The sequence below is a fragment of the Dinghuibacter sp. genome (assembly GCF_035492835.1).
In the GTDB taxonomy this organism is placed as follows: domain Bacteria; phylum Bacteroidota; class Bacteroidia; order Chitinophagales; family Chitinophagaceae; genus Dinghuibacter.
In genome coordinates, this window is the sequence record NZ_DATJIY010000217.1 from 1 (window position 1) to 16764 (window position 16764).

A 16764-nucleotide genomic window follows, 5' to 3' on the forward strand; every position below is an offset into this window, starting at 1 on the left:
CAGCAATACTACGGCGGCGGCTATGAAGCCTTCGGGTATCTCGCCGGCGACAATATCCAATGGACGGGCTCGCACCAGACGGACGACCAGTTCATCATCCACAGCATCACCTCGGATAACGACAACCTGGAAAGCGTCTGGGACGGCATCTACGCCACCATCAACGGCGCCAACCAGGTGATTGCCAAGGTGCCTGCCGTGACCGATCCTTCCTTCACGCAGGCGCAGAAGAACCAGCTTACCGGCGAGGGGTACTTCATCAGGGCCCTTGCCTACTTCGACCTGGCGCGGGCGTGGGGCGGGGTACCGATCACCCTGACACCCACGCAAACGGCCACCGGCAAGAACGGCTTGCAACGCAGCACACTGGCCGAAACCTACGCCCAGGTGCTGAGCGACCTCGACGCAGCCGACTCGCTGATGGCGCTGCCGGCGTCCCAGAATCCCGTACGGGCCAACAAGGAAACGGCCTGGGCGCTCAAGGCCCGTTATTACCTGTACCAAAAGGATTGGGCCAACGCGGAGCTCTATGCGGGCAAGGTCCTGGCGGACAACGCCGACTACCAGCTGCTGACGCCCTTCAGCTCCTTCTTCCAACCCGCCAGCGCGGTGGGGACGAAGGAATCCATATTCGAGCTGGCCTACAGCGTGACCTATACCAACCCCAGCCGCAACAGCTGGCAACCGCCGGCCACCGGTGGCACAAGGCAATGGGCGCCCAACGACTCCATCGTTTACTTCCTGAATAATCCCGCTATCGGCGGCGGACGCAGCGCGCTGATCGCCGAAACCTCCACGGGTCTATGGTACGGCAACCTCCAATACCGCAACCCGGCGACCGATCCCTCCTATATCATTCGTATAGCGGAGGTATACCTGATCCGCGCGGAGGCAAGGGCGGAACAAAACGAGCTGCCCGGCGCCCTGGCCGACCTCGACGCTGTCCGGACCCGCGCGGGGGTCGAAAACAGTACCGCCCAAACCCAGGAAGACATCCTGCTGGCGATTGAAAATGAAAACCGCGTCGAATTCGCCCTGGAGCCACACCGCTGGTTCGACCTGGTACGCACGGGGCGGGCGCAGGCCGTATTGGGTATCACCGATCCCAATAAACTCGTATTCCCGATTCCCCTCAACGAGATACAGCTTTCCAATGGAAGCCTCGCCCAGAACCCCGGATATTAAAAACATACCAACATGAAATCGATCCTCTTCCGCTTCCTGCTCCTGTACTTCGCGTTGCAGGTCATTCCGCTGGACATCCACTACTATGCGGATGTCTTTTCCCTGCCGGGGTCGCACCTGGGCTACAGGGGCCTCTTCGTCCTGGCGCACTACACGCCACGCTTCTTCGGCTCGACGCCGTCCTTCGCCGACTGGCTGGTTGTCGCGGCGCTGGCGCTGATAGGCTCCTTTGTCTGGCAACGGCGTCAGCCGCAACCCGACTGGGACCGCTGGCGCTACTGGGTCACGGCCATCGTACGCTACCGGCTGGCGATCGGTTTGCTGGCCTATGGCTTTATCAAGCTATACCCGTTACAGGCGCCCTTTCCGTCGCTGAGCAACCTGAACACTCCGTATGGCGACTTCACCCGTTGGAAGCTGTTCGGCATGAGCCTGGGGATCGTGCCCTCCTACGAGTCCTTCCTGGGCGGCGTGGAGATCGTCGCGGCCCTGTTGTTGTTGTACAGGAAAACGGCCTCCATCGGCGCCCTCGTCATCGTTTTCTTCACGGGCAACGTCTTCATGTCGAACCTTGCCTACGAAGGAGGGGAATACGTCTACAGCGCCTATCTCGTTTCCCTGGCCCTGTTCGTCCTTTCCTACGACGCCTACCGCCTCTTCAGCCTGCTGGTACTACGGCAGCCGACCGCGCCCAACACCTGGCGGCTCGCGCTATCGCGGCCTTACCTCCGCTGGGGCGCCAAAGCCGCCGTCATCCTCGTCTTTGTCATCCTGTACGGGGTCAGCGCCCAACGGGGTTACCGGCACGATCCCTACCAGGTGCCCGGTGGCAAGGGGATCGTGACCGGTTTCTATAACGTCAGCCTCTTCCGCATTGGTCGCGACACCCTGCCCTATTCGGCGATGGACAGCATCCGCTGGACGAACGTGGTGTTCGAGCGCTGGCCGACGATCAGCATCGCCGCCAACCGCGCGGCACACATCGATGCATCGAATACGGAGGCCATCACCGCCGTCTCCAACCTCGACAAGACGTATGAATCGCAGGGGACCAACGGACGGAGCTACTACGACTATTCGTTCGACACCGCGAGTCACGTGCTGCGGCTGACCAACAAAGATCCGCGTCTCGGCTACGACACCCTTACCCTGCGGTACGACCGGCCCGATAGCACCCGCATCGTATTGTCCGGGCTCAGCCCGTCGCACGATTCGCTGTACGTCGTCCTGGACCGGGTGGACAAGAAATACCTGCTCGAAGAGGCCGCCCATAGCGGTCGTAACAACCATCAATTGAAACTCTAAACGTCATTGCCATGTCTATCACAGCACCTGCCCGGCCAGCCGCACGCCGTCAAGCGTTCACTCCGGCCGCTCCCCTCCGGGAGCCCTACCGGCCCTGGAAGGGCTGGGAAAAAATCTCCTTCCGGATCGCCTTCGTTTTCTTCATCGTCATGTCCCTCCCCAACACCGCCCAGTGGTACGCCGAGGTCGCCCGTTTCAACTGGTTCCGGTTGAACTATCGCGATCTCTACGACGTTGCCCGTTTCGATTCCGGTATCCCCGTGTCGCGGAATTTCCTGGGAAGCCCCCTGATCGGTTACGCGACCTGGTTATGGACCCTGGTGATCGCCGCGGTCGCGGGCCTGGCGTGGACGGCGGTCGTAAAGCTGCGGCACACGGAGCGAAGCGAATACAACCTCCTCTATTACTGGCTCCGCGTCATCGTCCGTTATCGCGCGGGTATCGGCATCATCGGTTTCGGGTTCACCAAGTTGTTCCCCGTCCAGATGCCCTACCCTTCCCTGGGGGTGCTGGATACGAACTTTGGCGACATGACCGCGCAGAAGGTGTTCTGGCTGTCGGTTGGCATCGTCCCGTGGTACCAGGTCTTTGCGGGTGTGGTCGAGTGCTCGGCGGGCGCCTTCCTTTTCTTCCGGCGGACCACGACGCTCGGCGCCATCATGCTGATGGGCGCGCTGGGCGACATCGTCTATGTCAACCTTGCCTATGACGGCGGCGTCCACGTCTATGCGAGCTACTTCGTCCTGCTGGCCGCTTTCCTGCTGGTAAAAGACGTACCCATCCTATACCGGCTGCTGATCGGCGAAAAGACCGCGGCGCCCCTGGACGTATATCCCGTGCTGCACGCCGCGTGGCAACGCTACGGCCGCTGGCTGCTGAAGGGCGCCGCCCTCTTCCTGTTCATTGTCGTGCTCTTCTGGCTCCAGTACGTCAACTTCCGGTACGACCCCTATAAGCAACCCGCGGTGGCCGGCGTTCACGCCCTGCGCGGCCGCTATATCGTCTCGGAATTCCGTGTCAATAACCAACCGGTTCCTTACAACCCACTGGATACGGTCCGCTGGCAGGACGCCACCTTCGAAAGCTGGTCTTCGCTGACCTTTGCCGTTAACCGGCCATTACCGCTGGAGCTCGGCAACGGAGGCGGCGCCCCCCAGCGCGACATCGAACGCAACTTCGAGATCAGCGGCGTTGCGGGCGGACGACGGGCTTTCCACTACTTTGCCGATACCGTCGATCACGTCTTGTATCTGGAGAATAAATACCTCGCACCCGTGCCGGGCGAGCGGGGCAGAAGAGGGGGCAAACACAAGGATAATCCCGAAAAACCGCATAATTCCTGGATCAGCGCCACGGCGTGGACGCATATCGGGAATGAAGTCGACCACATCGACCCGCTGGCCGCCTCCGCGCGCCGTGAGAAAGAGTACGCCGAAGCGCCCAAAGTGGAAAAAAGGGACCGCATGATCCTGCACTACGAGACGTCCGACGGCTCGCACATCGTCCTGCGCGGTATCGACGAGCGCAAAGACTCGCTGTATATCGTCCTGGACAGAAACCCGATTCCCTATGCGTTGTCTGAAAGCAGCTTGCAGGCCGGCAAGTATTAGCATCCTGTTGCTGTTATCCTGCCGGCGGGCGCCGGAGCGCTTTGGCTTCGGCAGGCCGGCTGCCGCGCACGAGATCGACTCGATGGCCATCGCCATCCGTCCGGACGGCCGCGGGTTGCCGCGTGGTAGTGGGGACGCCGTCACCGGGCAAGTCATCTACGCCGCCAAATGCGCCGCCTGCCACGGCGTCACCGGCAGGGAGGGGTCATCACCGCGACTCGTGGGCGATACCGGCAAAACCATCGGTAACTACTGGCCCTACGCCACGACGGTATTCGACTATATCCGGCGAGCCATGCCACTGAATGCGCCGGGGTCGCTAAGTAACGATGAAGTGTATAGCCTGACAGCCTACCTGTTGAGCGCCAACCGCGTCATCACTGAAAAAACGATGCTCGATTCCGCCAGGCTGGCGGCGGTGCGGATGCCGGCACGGAATCTTTTTGTAAACGACAGGGGAAGATGAAACGACGCACACTGTTGGCAGGGGCCGCGCTCGCCCTGATAAAGACGGCGGCCGGCCAGGTCGTCCAGACGCTGGCGCCGGGCGACCCCACGAAGACGCCTGGCCCTCCGCCGTCGACGCTGGGTACCCGTTCGGGATTCGAGCAACCGCGGCTCATCGCGTCGGATACGTCGTCCCGCACGCCACTGCAAAGTCTGATGGGCATCATCACCCCGTCCGACCTGCACTTCCAGCGGCACCACGGTGGCGTGCCCACGATCGACCCTTTCAAATATGAACTGCTGATCCATGGCATGGTCGAAAGACCGACGGTCTTTACGCTGCGCGATCTCCGGCGCTTCCCTTCCGTGTCGAGGATTTGTTTCCTGGAGTGCTCCGGCAATTTCCGGTCGGGCAAACCCAATATGACCGCGCAGGAGATCTGCGGTCTCACCAGCCAGGCGGAATGGACCGGCGTATTGTTGTCCACGCTGCTGCGGGAGGTCGGCGTCCATCCGTCCGCCACCTGGTTCCTGGCCGAAGGTTCCGACGCCGCGGTGATGACGCGCAGCATACCCCTCCACAAGGGCTGGGACGATGCCATGATCGCCTATGGACAGAATGGCGAAGCGCTGCGTCCCGAGCAGGGCTACCCGGCGCGTTTGCTACTGCCCGGCTGGGAAGGGAATACCAACGTCAAATGGATCCGGCGGATCGAAGTCTCGGATGGCCCGTTCATGACCCGCGAGGAAACCGCCAAATACACCTACGCCATCGGCGGCGGGAAGTTCCGGCAATTCAGCTTTGAGATGGACGCGCGGTCCATCATCACCTTTCCCTCCTATCCGCAGCAGATCGACAAGGGTTGGGTGGAGATACAGGGCCTCGCGTGGAGCGGCCGCGGCCGGATCGGGCGCGTGGAGGTCAGCACGGATGCGGGCCGCCAGTGGGCGCCCGCGCAGCTGCACGGGCCCGTTTTGCCGAAGGCCCATACCCGCTTCAGCTATTTGTGGCAATGGGACGGCCGGCCAACGGAGATCATGTGCAGGGCCACCGACGAAACCGGTTACCGGCAACCGACGCTATCCGGGCTGGCGGCGGCCAGGGGTGGCCATACCGACGGGTACCACCTGAACCCCATCACCGCCTGGGAGATCAGGCGTGACGGACAAGTATTTTTTAAACCGGAGAAATGGAAATAAGCCACACAGATTATGATGCCGTAGTGGTCGGCTCGGGGCCCAACGGCCTGGCCGCCGCCATCACGCTGCAACGCGCCGGTCTCTCGGTGCTGTTGCTCGAGGCAAAAAGCACCATCGGCGGCGGTATGCGCACCGAAGCGCTGACGCTGCCGGGCTTTCTGCACGATGTCTGCTCGGCCATACATCCCATGGCCGCCGCCTCGCCCTTTTTACAACAGCTTCCCCTCGACCAGCACGGTCTCGAATACATCCACCCACCGGTATGCGCCGCCCACCCGCTCGACAACGGAAACGCGGCGATCCTGGAGCGGTCCTTCGAGGGTACGGCCGACTCACTGGGCGCGGACGCGGACGCCTATCGCAGGGTCCTCGGTCCCATCGTGCGCCGCTGGCCGGCGCTCGCAGAAGACGCCCTGGGGCCGCTCCGGCTCCCATCTCATCCGCTGGATATGGCCCGCTTTGGGCTCAAGGCGCTGGCCCCGGCTCAGACGCTGGCCAGGAGATTCCGCACCAACGAAGCCAGGGGACTTTGGGCGGGTATGGCGGCGCATTCCCTCCTACCCCTCGACTGGTGGAGCACCTCCGCCATCGGTTTGGTGCTCATGACCGCCGCCCATACGACGGGCTGGCCGATCGCCAAAGACGGCTCCGCCTCGATCGCCGAGGCCATGGCTTCCTACTTCCAATCGCTCGGAGGCGTCATCGAGACCAACACGCCCGTCAAACGCATGGGACAACTCCCTTCCGCCGGGGCGGTCCTTTTTGACGTCACCCCGCGTCAGCTCCTGGCCATCGCGGGTCACCGATTCACGCCGTTGTACAAACGGCAGCTCGAACGTTACCGGTACGGCCCCGGCGTATTCAAGGTCGACTGGGCGCTCGACGGCCCCATCCCCTTCATCAATGAACGATGCAGACGGGCCGGTACGGTTCACCTGGGTGGGACATTCGAGGAAATCGCCCGCGGGGAGACCGAGGTCTGGAAGGGTAGACATACCGATAAACCCTTTGTCCTGCTGGCGCAACAAAGCCTCTTCGACCCGACCCGGGCCCCCGGGGGGAAGCATACAGCGTACGCCTACTGTCACGTCCCCAACGGTTCGGTCCTCGACCGGACGGACGTCATCGAACGGCAGGTCGAGCGCTTTGCTCCCGGGTTCCGCGAGCTCATCCTTGCCCGGCATACGATGGATACCGCCCAGCTCGAATCCTACAATGCCAACTATATCGGTGGAGACATCAACGGCGGCGCCCTTGACATCCGGCAGCTCTTTACCCGCCCGGCCCTCCGTTCAAGCCCCTACACGACGTCTGCCCGGGGCATCTATCTATGCTCCGCGTCTACACCGCCGGGCGGCGGCGTGCACGGGCTCTGCGGTTATCATGCGGCCCGCCGCGCTATCGCGGATTGCTTTTCGCATCGCGTGGTAAAACATTTCCCCACGATATTGATAGACTGAAAAATCACTTATAATTAGCCACTTCGATCAACCGCTTTACGTCCCGCACGATAATCTTGCGTCCCTTTGTTTCGAGGATGCCTTCCTCCTTGAATTCCGACAGCATCCGTACTACGTTTTCGCGGGCGGTGCCCACCAGGCTGGCCAGGTCGTCCCTGCTCATATTGATCTCCACCGCGGCGTCTGCGTTCCCGTGGCTTTTATACTTCTCCCTGACCACTATAAGCTGTAACGCCAGCCTTTCGCGGACGGGTCTTCGCGCATACATTGTCAGGCTGTTGGCCAATACGGAGAACTCATGGCTCAATGTTTTGAGCAGTCTTCGGCTCAGGGTTACGCTGTGCTCCAGGGATTCGAGGAAATCATCCTTGGGAATGAACGCGATGACGCTATCCTCCAACACCGCGGCCGAATCCACATAATTCTCCCCCGACAATATCGAGTGATATCCTAAGAGCTCACCGGTATTAGCCACATAAATAATCTGCTCTCCCCCATCCAGATCGACCTTGTATTTTTTGGCCCGCCCGCTGACCAGGTAGTAAATTCCCGAAGGATACGACCCTTCGCGGAATATGACCGCTCCCTTCTTATAATCGTTTTCCGTTTTCCGGCGCATCAGCTGCGCGATCTCTGTTTCGGGCAAATCCGCCAGTATGGATTCGCTTTCAAAATCCCACTTATCAATAGGAAAGAGGCCTTTTATGCTCATTTAAAATTGACTTTTATCACTTTTCCCCGTGATAAGGATCACCGGGCGCCGCTGTAATTCTCCATAAATTTAACCACATGACCAAAAGCAAATCAGCGACCAGATTGACCAGCCAAACCCTGCAGGACTTAAAACGCCAGGGTTTCCGGTTTGTACTCGTCAAAGGTTACACCCTGGACAAGCGTCTCGACTATATCCAGATGAATCATTTTACCCTGGTGCCGGTCATGGAGTTGCCGGCGGAGCCCGGAGCAAAAGAGATCTACGAGCCCATCGACAGCGATATCCTGCAGGAATGGGCCGACTCGCCCGACAGGGGATTAATCGCTTATATCGAACAAGCCCATCCATGATTACCGCCAAGCCAGCGCTATCCGACCAGTACCTGAACAGCTTATATCCGGTTTCGATTCAAGAGCACGCCAGGCTCCATTGGACGCCATTGCCGGTTGCCAGGAAAGCCGCGCTCTTTCTGGCGGGCACCGATCAATCGATCGTCCTCGACATTGGCAGCGGCGTCGGCAAATTTTGTTTGGGCGCAGCTGCTTATGCGCCCGATACCTATTTCTTTGGCGTCGAGCAACGCAAAGAGCTCGTAGAGCACGCCAACGCCGCCAAAAAGGAGCTCCGGATAAATAACGTCACTTTTCTACACGCCAATTTCACTCAGATCAACCTGGCGATGTTCGATCACTTTTACTTCTACAACGCTTTTTACGAAAACCTCTCGAGCGCCGATAAGATCGACGACACCATTGCCTATTCCAGCGAGCTCTACCGTTACTATACCGCCTATCTGTATACCGAATTGCGGAAAAAACCGTCCGGCACCCGGCTTTGTACCCTTTGCGGGTCGGAAGACCAGATTCCGCCTGAATTCCAGGAAATAGGCTCGTTTATGGACGACCTGCTAAAGTTTTGGATAAAATTATGACATCCAATATCCTATGTTTAAACCAAAACTTTTCGACACGCTAAAGGATTACGACCGGCAGCAACTCGTCAAAGACCTCCAGGCCGGCCTCATCGTCGGCCTGGTAGCTTTGCCGCTCGCCATCGCCTTTGGCATCGCGTCGGGGGTCGCCCCGGAAAAGGGGCTTTTCACCGCCGTCATCGCCGGTTTCGTGATTTCAGCGCTGGGCGGTAGCCGGGTCCAGATCGGCGGACCGACCGGCGCCTTTATCGTCATCGTCTATGGTATCGTCCAGACCTATGGCGTAGGTGGTCTTGTCATCGCCACCTTTATGGCCGGTGTCCTGCTCATAGGGATGGGGATCGCCCGTCTTGGCTCGGTCATCAAGTTCATCCCCTACCCACTGATCGTTGGCTTTACCAGCGGTATCGCCGTCGTCATCTTCTCTTCCCAGGTCAAAGACCTGCTGGGGCTTCACATGGGCGCGGTCCCCGCCGATTTTCCGGCTAAATGGAAGACCTATGCCCACTATTTTCCGACGTCCAACCTGTATGCCGCCCTTATCGCCGGAGGCACGATAGCACTGATTCTTGTTTGGCCGAAGGTCTCAAAAAGGGTCCCGGGATCGCTGGTTGCCGTATTGCTTACTACCTTATTGGCCTACCTGCTCCACTTGCCGGTGGAAACCGTCGGTAGCCGCTTCGGGAAAATCCAGTCGTCGCTTCCCCATCCCTATATACCCAGCCTGGACTTCCATACCATCAAAACCCTTATCCAGCCCGCTATTACCATCGCCCTGCTGGGCGGTATCGAGTCGCTGCTCTCGGCGGTAGTGGCGGACGGCATGATCGGCGGCAACCACCGCTCCAACATGGAGCTCGTCGCCCAGGGCGCCGCCAATATATGTTCGTCCATATTTGGCGGCATACCCGCCACCGGCGCCATTGCCCGCACCGCTACCAATGTAAAAAACGGCGGCCGCACCCCGATTGCAGGAATGACCCATGCCGTGACCTTATTGTTGATCCTGTTGTTTTTTGGGAAATGGGCCGCCCTCATCCCCATGGCGACGCTGGCGGGCGTCCTGGTCGTCGTCTGCTACAACATGAGTGAATGGAGGTCTTTCGTTTCCATACTCAAAGGCCCGAAATACGACATTGCCATCCTGCTTACCACCTTCTTCCTTACCGTTGTCGTCGACCTCACCACCGCGATCGAGATCGGTATGATCCTGGCCGCATTCCTGTTCATGCGCGGTATGATCCGGTCCAGCTCCGTCGAAACGATGACGGACAACGTCAACAGCGATGACACCGGAAAAATCGAGGTCCCCAAAGGCGTCGAAGTCTTTGAGATAACCGGACCGCTGTTCTTTGGAGCAGCCTATAAATTCCAGGACGCCCTCCGCCTGGCCGATCGCCATCCGAGGGTGCTCATCGTCCGCCTGCGAAAAGTGCCGTTGATGGACGCAACGGGCATCCGCGTGATCAAAGAAGTTGTGCAGCAATCCAGGCGCCGGGGGACCAGGCTCATTCTATCGGAAATCCACAACGCCCAAATCCTAAAGGACCTGACGGATGCGCGGTTGGTGTTTGCCATCGGCAAGGCCAATGTCACCGCAACCCTGCGAGACGCCATTCGAAGAAGCCATATTCTCCTGGAGCAGGAATGACCGGTTGCGGCGGCCGTTATAGGAATCACCAATGGAATTCCCTATATTCACCCGTACAAAGTCATTGAAAGCCTCCCCGCCCATATTGGCGCTGACCTTGCTGTTAGGCTCTTGCGCGCACAACGATTCAACCCCCTCCAAAGATGCACTCGATCAACTGCAACTAAAACGGGGGCAGCTCATCCTTTGCGGTCCGCCGGACAAGGAATTCGGGACCGTCGATTTCGACATCACCGGTAGCCACCTGGTCAAAAACGACTTCAACACCGCCGTCGAGCTGTTGCATTCCTTCGAATACGACGAAGCGGAAAAGGCGTTTGCCAAAATCATCGACGAAGCGCCGGGCTGCGCCATGGCCTACTGGGGCGTGGCCATGTGTCATTTTCATCCCCTGTGGGAGCCTCCAACGGAGGCTGACCTCATGAAGGGATCGGCGGCGGTCGCGATCGCGCAATCCATACGGCGGCGGTCTCCGCGGGAAGGGGCGTTTGTCGACGCGGTGGCCGCCTATTACAAGGATTGGCGGACGACAGATGTTCACGGCCGGACCGTACATTTTGAAAAAGCGATGTCGGGGCTGTACGACGCGTATCCGCGCGACAGGGAAGCTGCCATATTTTACGCATTGGCATTGGATGCGTCGGCCGACCCGATGGACAAGACCTACGCCCACCAAAGGCGGGCGGGGAGGATGCTGGACAGTATGTATGCGCTCGCGCCCAACCACCCGGGGATCGTCCACTATATCATCCACACCTACGACTATCCTGGTATCGCCGTTCTCGCGCTGCCGGCGGCGCGGCGATACGCCGGGGTGGCGCCATCCTCCGCCCATGCGCTACACATGCCGTCGCACATCTTTACCCGGCTCGGACTTTGGGATGAAAGCATTCAAATGAACAGCCGTTCCATCGACGCGGCCCGCTGCTATGCGCGATCCACCGGTATAAAAGGACACTGGGACGAGGAGCTGCACGGGCTGGACTACCTGATTTATGCCTACCTGCAAAAAGGCGACGATAGGGAAGCCGGGGAGCAGCTGGACTACCTGGCGACGATCCGGGAGGTATACCCGGTCAATTTCAAAGACGCGTACACCTTCGCGGCGTCACCCTGTCGTTCGGCGCTCGAAAACAAAAACTGGTCGGCGGCTGCCCGGCTCCAACTCCAGCCCGCCTCTTTTCCCTGGGACAAATTCCCCTGGCAGGAAGCCATCACCCATTTCGGGAGATGTATCGGTGCGGCGCGATCCAACGACATCCCGGCGGCTCAACGGGCGCTCGCCAGGATGGACACCCTGTACTTCCGGCTCCTCCAGCAAAAAGACGCGTATAAGGCAAAACAGGTCGATATACAAAGGACCGCCGGGCAGGCATGGATAGCACACGCAAAGGGTGACGACGTCAGGGCGCTGGATCTGATGAAGAAGGCCGCCGATGCGGAGGACAGCACCTCCAAATCCCCGGTTACGCCCGGTGAGGTGCTGCCCGCACGGGAGCTATATGCGGACCTGCTTTGGGAGCAGCATCAAACCCGGGCGGCGCTCGAACAATACCGCGCCGTGCTCGACAAGTGCCCCAACCGCTTCAACAGCCTCTTTGGCGCGGGGCGGACCGCACAACTGCTGGGTGACACGGCCAACGCCGGCTCGTACTACCGACAACTCCTGGCGGTAACGGATCCTCATTCTGAAAGACCCGAGCTCAATACGGCCAGGGATTTCCTGGGAAAATAGCGGCTTCGCTGAACCGCCACAGCGCGGTTGCGGTGGCCGGGTCAACCGCAAATGAGCGGACACCCGGACCGGGGCCGGCATCCGGCGGTACGACCGGGGCGACATGACAATCTTCACAATAGACCCCGCCGACGTCATTCAGCTCGTCGCTGAGCGCGCACCAGACGGAGGTGGCGGCGCCCTGCTCCGGGGTTTTGAAGGCGCTTACGCCGCGCTTCCAGTCCCCGAGCTCCTGTTCCGTCATATAACGGAAGATATCCGTCATCACCCCTCCCGGGTGCACCGAAAAGGCCCTGACACCATACTGTTTACCCAGCCGGTCGAGCTCCACTGCAAAAAGGACGTTGGCAGTCTTGGACTGGCCATAGGCCATCATCGGGTCGTAAGGGTGTTTTTCAAAATTGACGTCGTCGAGCTGCACGCCCATCCGGCGGTGGCCGATGGAGGATAAGGCTATGACGCGGGCGCCGCCGGCATTTTTCAAGGCGGGCCAGAGAAGGCCGGTCAGCTGGAAGTGGCCCAGGTGGTTGACGCCGAACTGGAGCTCGTAGCCGCGTTTGTCTTTTTGTAAGGACGGCACCCGGAAGAGGCCGGCGTTGTTGAAGAGCAGGTCCAGACGGTCGTGCTCCGCCAGGAAACGCCCGGCAAATGCATCGACGGAATCAGGGTCGGCCAGGTCGAGTGGTATAAAGGTTGTATTGGACGGCAGGTCTGCCGCCTTGCCCGCGTCCCGGGCGCCTACTACGACACCCGCGCCTTGTGACGCCAGCGCTTTTACGGTTTCGAGACCGATTCCCGAGTTACCACCGGTGACCAGCGCGACTTTCCCGGTGAGATCATGGCCGGCGGCGACTTCCGCCGCGGTGCTTTGTGCATTGAACATGCCGCAAAGCTACGCCAATCATTATACATATGCCGCGGCCAGCTCCACCGTCAACTCCGCCAACCGGTTAGAAATCCCGACCTCGTTGTCATACCAGGCAACCACTTTGACCAGGTTGCCGATGCTGCGGGTGAGCGTGCCGTCGACGATGGAGGAATGGGTGTTGCCCAATATGTCGGCCGACACAAAGGGTTCTTCGGTGTATTCCAGGATGCCGCTCAGGGACGTGGCCGCGTGGCGCCGGAAAAGCCCGTTGATGTCCGCGGCGGTCGCGGGTCGCTCCAGGTTGACCGACATATCGGCGAGCGATCCGTCGATCACCGGCACCCGATAGGAATAACCATCCATCCTGCCCTTTAGCGAAGGCAACACCTCCCCTATGGCCTTGGCGGCGCCGGTGGTCGTGGGGATGATCGACTGGGTGGCGGCGCGGGCCCTCCGGAAATCGCGGTGCGGGCCGTCCTGCAACATCTGGTCCATGGTAAAGGCGTGGACGGTGCTCATGTATCCGGAGGCGATACCGTATTCCTTGTCCAGGAGGTACAAGACCGGGGCGATACAGTTTGTCGTACAGGAGGCGGTGGACAGGATCTGGTCGTCCCCGGTTATCCAATCGTTGTTGACGCCCGCGACGATGGTCTTTACGCCGCCGGTGGCGGGTGCGGTGATCAACACTTTTTTGGCGCCGGCATCGAGGTGAAGCTGCGCTTTGGACCTGTCGGTAAAACGGCCGGTCGATTCGATGACCACGTCTATGCCCAATTCGGCCCACGGCAGCTGCGCCGGGTCTTTCTCGCTCAGCAGGATGATCGGGTGACCATCCACGATGATACAGTTATCCTGCTGGGCAACCGTGCCGGGGAATTTCCCGTGGGAAGTATCGTACCGGAAAAGGTGGGTAAGCAATGTCTTGTCGGTAAGGTCATTGATGGCGACCACTTCGACTTCCTTTTTGTCCTGGAGCGCGCGAAGGGTCATTCTCCCTATGCGCCCAAATCCGTTGATAGCTATTTTCATGATACCTGGTTTTGAAGGGATGTCCTGAAAGAGCGGCGATAGTCGCTGGGCGACACGTCCATATGCCGCATAAAGGTGCGCCGCATGGACACCGTGCCGCCGAGACCGCACTTCTCCGCGATCTGGTCCATCGTAAGGTCGCTGTCTTCCAGGTATTTCCTGGCCACCTCGACCCGGAGCTTCTCGATGAATTTGGCGGGCGTCTGGCCGGTTTCCTTTTGAAATACGCGGGTGAAATTGCGCACGCTCATGTGGCTGTGTTCGGCGAGCTGTTCGACCCCCAGCGGCCCCGACAGGTGCCGGATCAGCCAGGGATGCAGCTTGCCCGCGATCGAATGCTCAAACCCATTCACCTGCGGCAGCGAGCTGAACTGGGTCTGATACCCCGGCCGTCTCAGCGACAGCACCAGCTTACGGGCCGCGTTCAGGGCGACGTCGCGTCCGCAGTCCTCTTCGACGAGGGCGAGCGACAGATCGATCCCGGAGGACACGCCGCCGGACGAGTATACATTGCCGTCACGTGTATAAAAAGGGTTGGCGTCCACCTTGACCGCCGGATAGCGTTGTTGAAAATCATAACTGAATTCCCAGTGCGTGGTAGCCTTTTTCCCATCCAGGATACCCGCCTCCGCCAGGGCATACGTCCCCACGCAAACGGAGCAGATGCGGCGCACCGCCGGATAGACGCCGCCGAGCCAGGAGAAGAACGGGTGCCCTTTTTGCAGTTCCATCCTTGAGAATCCGGCGACGATGAGGGTGTCGATGGGTCTGTCGATCTCCTGCGCCAGCACCGGGCATTCGATCTCGACGCCGCTCTTGGTCATGATCTTCCGGGCGCCGGTGGGTGAGGCCAGCAACAGTTCGTACATCTCGCCGCCGTCATATCCCGTGCTTTCATTCAAGAAGCGGTTCGCCGCCATAAAAACATCACAGGGACCGGCGATATCCAGGAGGAAAATCCCCGGCATCGGGATGACTACGATCAGCTTTTGGCTTGACATGGAGCAAAAGTACGACCGTGCCGTCGTGGCACAAATGACATATTTTATACAGTTCCGGCCATCCGTACCGCTCTTCCGGCGGCGGCGAGGTTGTCGAGACGCATCTCGGAATACTTCCGGGAGAGGACGACCCCATCGGCGCCCCCGCGAAAAGCGGCCAGCGTGGCCTGGTAGGTGTCCTCCGGGGAAGCCTTCCTGGCGCTGGGAATATTGACGTCGATCCCCGGCAGGATGCGGCATTTGCCCTGCACCCCCGCCTTGGCCCGCTGCGTCTCGCGCAGGACATAGTCCGGGGATAACCCGACGGCGGCAAGGGTTTCGATGGGCGCTTCGCCCGCATAGTTGAGCAAATGGTTGTTCATGGTCATGAGCTCGCCCGGCGGAACGTCGCGGAAAACGGTCCGGCAGATGTTGTGGATGAAATTGACGTAGCGTTCGCCGCCGCAGTTGTTGTAGACCACGACCTTCAGGAAATCGGCCAGCTCGGCCAGCTGGGCATAGTCGCGGGTCGCGCGGTAGAGGGGGTTGAAGGAATTGGTGTGCTCTATGTGGAAACCCACCTCGAGAGCGGGCCGGATGGCCTTTACCGATGTATAGATGTCCTTCAGTATCTGGTGCTTCCCGGCGTCGAAGAGCTGGTTGTAGGCCATGATCTCGGGATAGGTCAGCATAAGGCGCTCGAATTCGACATAATAGCCGTCGGAAGGACGCTGGTCGGCCAGGGCCCGTTGCACAAAGACGTTGAGCCGGCGGTAGCCCTCCCTGGCGCGTTCGAAGTCGATGCCCCGCGCCCTGGCCTCCCGCTCGTGGTAGGGACAAAAACAGGTGACGCCTGCGGAGTCGATGGCCTGTGCGTGGCTGACGCCGACGGCATTGAGCAAGGGTCCGTTGCGCTCGTTGAACAACAGGACGCCGTCGATGTCGTAGGAGCTGCAGAGGTCCCTGGCCACCGCGGTCCAGAACGCCCGGACGTCGGGGTTGAAAAAGCAAAGGGCGTCGCCCTTGCGCCCCTGGAGGTCGATCTCGTGCATATCCGTGATAAAGGGCATATCGGCGGGATAGCTAAAACCATCCTGGATCGAACAGATGGTTTTTAACCCGCGGCGTTTTGCCCTGGGCAACACCTCGGCCAGTATATCGCGGCTACCGAAGTCGGGCGCCTTTAGCCGTTCCCCCTTTATGGCCGTGCCGGTATAGAATGCCGCGTGCGGCGTGGCGTAGTTGCCGCCATGAAAATAGCCCTTGTCCGACGCGTCGACGCCGTGCCCGGAAAAATCCTTGCCCCACGTCCGCCCGATGATGCCGCGATCATAGGTAAAGGTGCTCAGATACAACGTGTCGACGGCGCCTTTCTCCTGGAGGATGTCGAGCGCGGCGTCGACGCCTTCGTCGACGAAACAATCGGGACCAATCTGGATGCCGCACCGGCTTTTGGAGGGAGTCCCGACGGGATAGGGGCCAAAGGCCGCCAGTGCTGCCAGACCGGCGCTGTTTTTCAGGAAGGTTCGTCTCGACTGGGGCATAGGTTGTTTTTTTGACAATTTATCGAAAGCCCACGATCACTACGACGCGTTAAACAACTTTTTCTTCAACCACTCCCGCACCGGCTCGTCGTAGAGCTCGC

At 60.0% G+C, this 16764-nt stretch carries 15 protein-coding genes; 10 read left to right on the forward strand and 5 right to left on the reverse strand.

Going from position 1 to position 16764, the window contains the following annotated elements:
- The 6 genes from VL547_RS20040 to VL547_RS20065 all read left to right on the forward strand — a co-directional run.
- On the forward strand, positions 1 to 1185 hold a 1185-nt coding region (locus tag VL547_RS20040), incomplete at its 5' end, for a RagB/SusD family nutrient uptake outer membrane protein (protein ID WP_325581272.1).
- A gap of 12 nt (positions 1186 to 1197) precedes the next feature.
- Positions 1198 to 2490, forward strand: coding sequence for a DoxX family protein (locus tag VL547_RS20045; RefSeq protein WP_325581274.1), 1293 nt, complete (start codon positions 1198 to 1200; stop codon positions 2488 to 2490).
- 11 nt (positions 2491 to 2501) lie between these two features.
- Positions 2502 to 4100 carry a hypothetical protein gene (locus tag VL547_RS20050; protein ID WP_325581276.1) on the forward strand — a complete coding sequence of 533 codons (1599 nt, stop codon included), beginning with the start codon at positions 2502 to 2504 and terminating at the stop codon, positions 4098 to 4100.
- Between the two features lie 7 nt (positions 4101 to 4107).
- Positions 4108 to 4566, forward strand: a complete 459-nt coding sequence (locus tag VL547_RS20055; protein WP_325581278.1) for a cytochrome c — start codon at positions 4108 to 4110, stop codon at positions 4564 to 4566.
- Complete coding sequence (soxC, locus tag VL547_RS20060) at positions 4563 to 5747, forward strand: sulfite dehydrogenase (RefSeq protein WP_325581280.1); 1185 nt, start codon at positions 4563 to 4565, stop codon at positions 5745 to 5747. The genes VL547_RS20055 and soxC overlap by 4 nt, the downstream gene beginning before the upstream one ends.
- On the forward strand, positions 5738 to 7207 hold the full coding sequence (locus tag VL547_RS20065) for an NAD(P)/FAD-dependent oxidoreductase (protein WP_325581282.1): 1470 nt from the start codon (positions 5738 to 5740) through the stop codon (positions 7205 to 7207). Before soxC ends, VL547_RS20065 begins: the two co-directional genes overlap by 10 nt.
- Positions 7208 to 7211: 4 nt before the next feature.
- On the opposite strand, the gene VL547_RS20070 is transcribed toward VL547_RS20065, so the two are convergent.
- Positions 7212 to 7919, reverse strand: a complete 708-nt coding sequence (locus VL547_RS20070) for a Crp/Fnr family transcriptional regulator (RefSeq protein ID WP_325581284.1) — start codon at positions 7917 to 7919, stop codon at positions 7212 to 7214.
- 77 nt (positions 7920 to 7996) lie between these two features.
- On the opposite strand from VL547_RS20070, the gene VL547_RS20075 reads away from it, so the two are divergent.
- The 4 genes from VL547_RS20075 to VL547_RS20090 are packed head-to-tail and all read left to right on the forward strand — an operon-like array spanning position 7997 to position 12239.
- Positions 7997 to 8272: a hypothetical protein gene (locus tag VL547_RS20075; protein WP_325581286.1), complete on the forward strand. Its 276-nt coding sequence runs from the start codon at positions 7997 to 7999 to the stop codon at positions 8270 to 8272.
- On the forward strand, positions 8269 to 8853 hold the full coding sequence (locus VL547_RS20080) for a methyltransferase domain-containing protein (protein ID WP_325581288.1): 585 nt from the start codon (positions 8269 to 8271) through the stop codon (positions 8851 to 8853). The genes VL547_RS20075 and VL547_RS20080 overlap by 4 nt, the downstream gene beginning before the upstream one ends.
- Before the next feature lie 13 nt (positions 8854 to 8866).
- A complete protein-coding gene (locus VL547_RS20085) occupies positions 8867 to 10504 on the forward strand; it encodes a SulP family inorganic anion transporter (protein WP_325581290.1) in 1638 nt (545 codons plus the stop codon).
- Positions 10505 to 10535: 31 nt separating this feature from the next.
- Entirely contained in the window at positions 10536 to 12239 is a 1704-nt protein-coding gene (locus VL547_RS20090) for a hypothetical protein (RefSeq protein WP_325581292.1), read from the forward strand.
- Here the strand turns inward: VL547_RS20090 and VL547_RS20095 are convergent.
- From VL547_RS20095 to VL547_RS20110, 4 genes are read right to left on the reverse strand one after another with little or no spacing between them, the layout of a single operon-like run.
- Positions 12208 to 13122, reverse strand: coding sequence for an SDR family NAD(P)-dependent oxidoreductase (locus VL547_RS20095; protein WP_325581294.1), 915 nt, complete (start codon positions 13120 to 13122; stop codon positions 12208 to 12210). The genes VL547_RS20090 and VL547_RS20095 overlap by 32 nt on opposite strands.
- Positions 13123 to 13143: 21 nt before the next feature.
- On the reverse strand, positions 13144 to 14139 hold the full coding sequence (gene gap, locus VL547_RS20100) for a type I glyceraldehyde-3-phosphate dehydrogenase (RefSeq protein WP_325581295.1): 996 nt from the start codon (positions 14137 to 14139) through the stop codon (positions 13144 to 13146).
- Positions 14136 to 15140 (reverse strand): GlxA family transcriptional regulator, encoded by a 1005-nt coding sequence (locus tag VL547_RS20105; protein WP_325581297.1) that lies wholly within the window; start codon positions 15138 to 15140, stop codon positions 14136 to 14138. The genes gap and VL547_RS20105 overlap by 4 nt, the downstream gene beginning before the upstream one ends.
- A gap of 44 nt (positions 15141 to 15184) precedes the next feature.
- Positions 15185 to 16663, reverse strand: coding sequence for a twin-arginine translocation signal domain-containing protein (locus VL547_RS20110; RefSeq protein ID WP_325581299.1), 1479 nt, complete (start codon positions 16661 to 16663; stop codon positions 15185 to 15187).
- Positions 16664 to 16764: the final 101 nt, after the last annotated feature.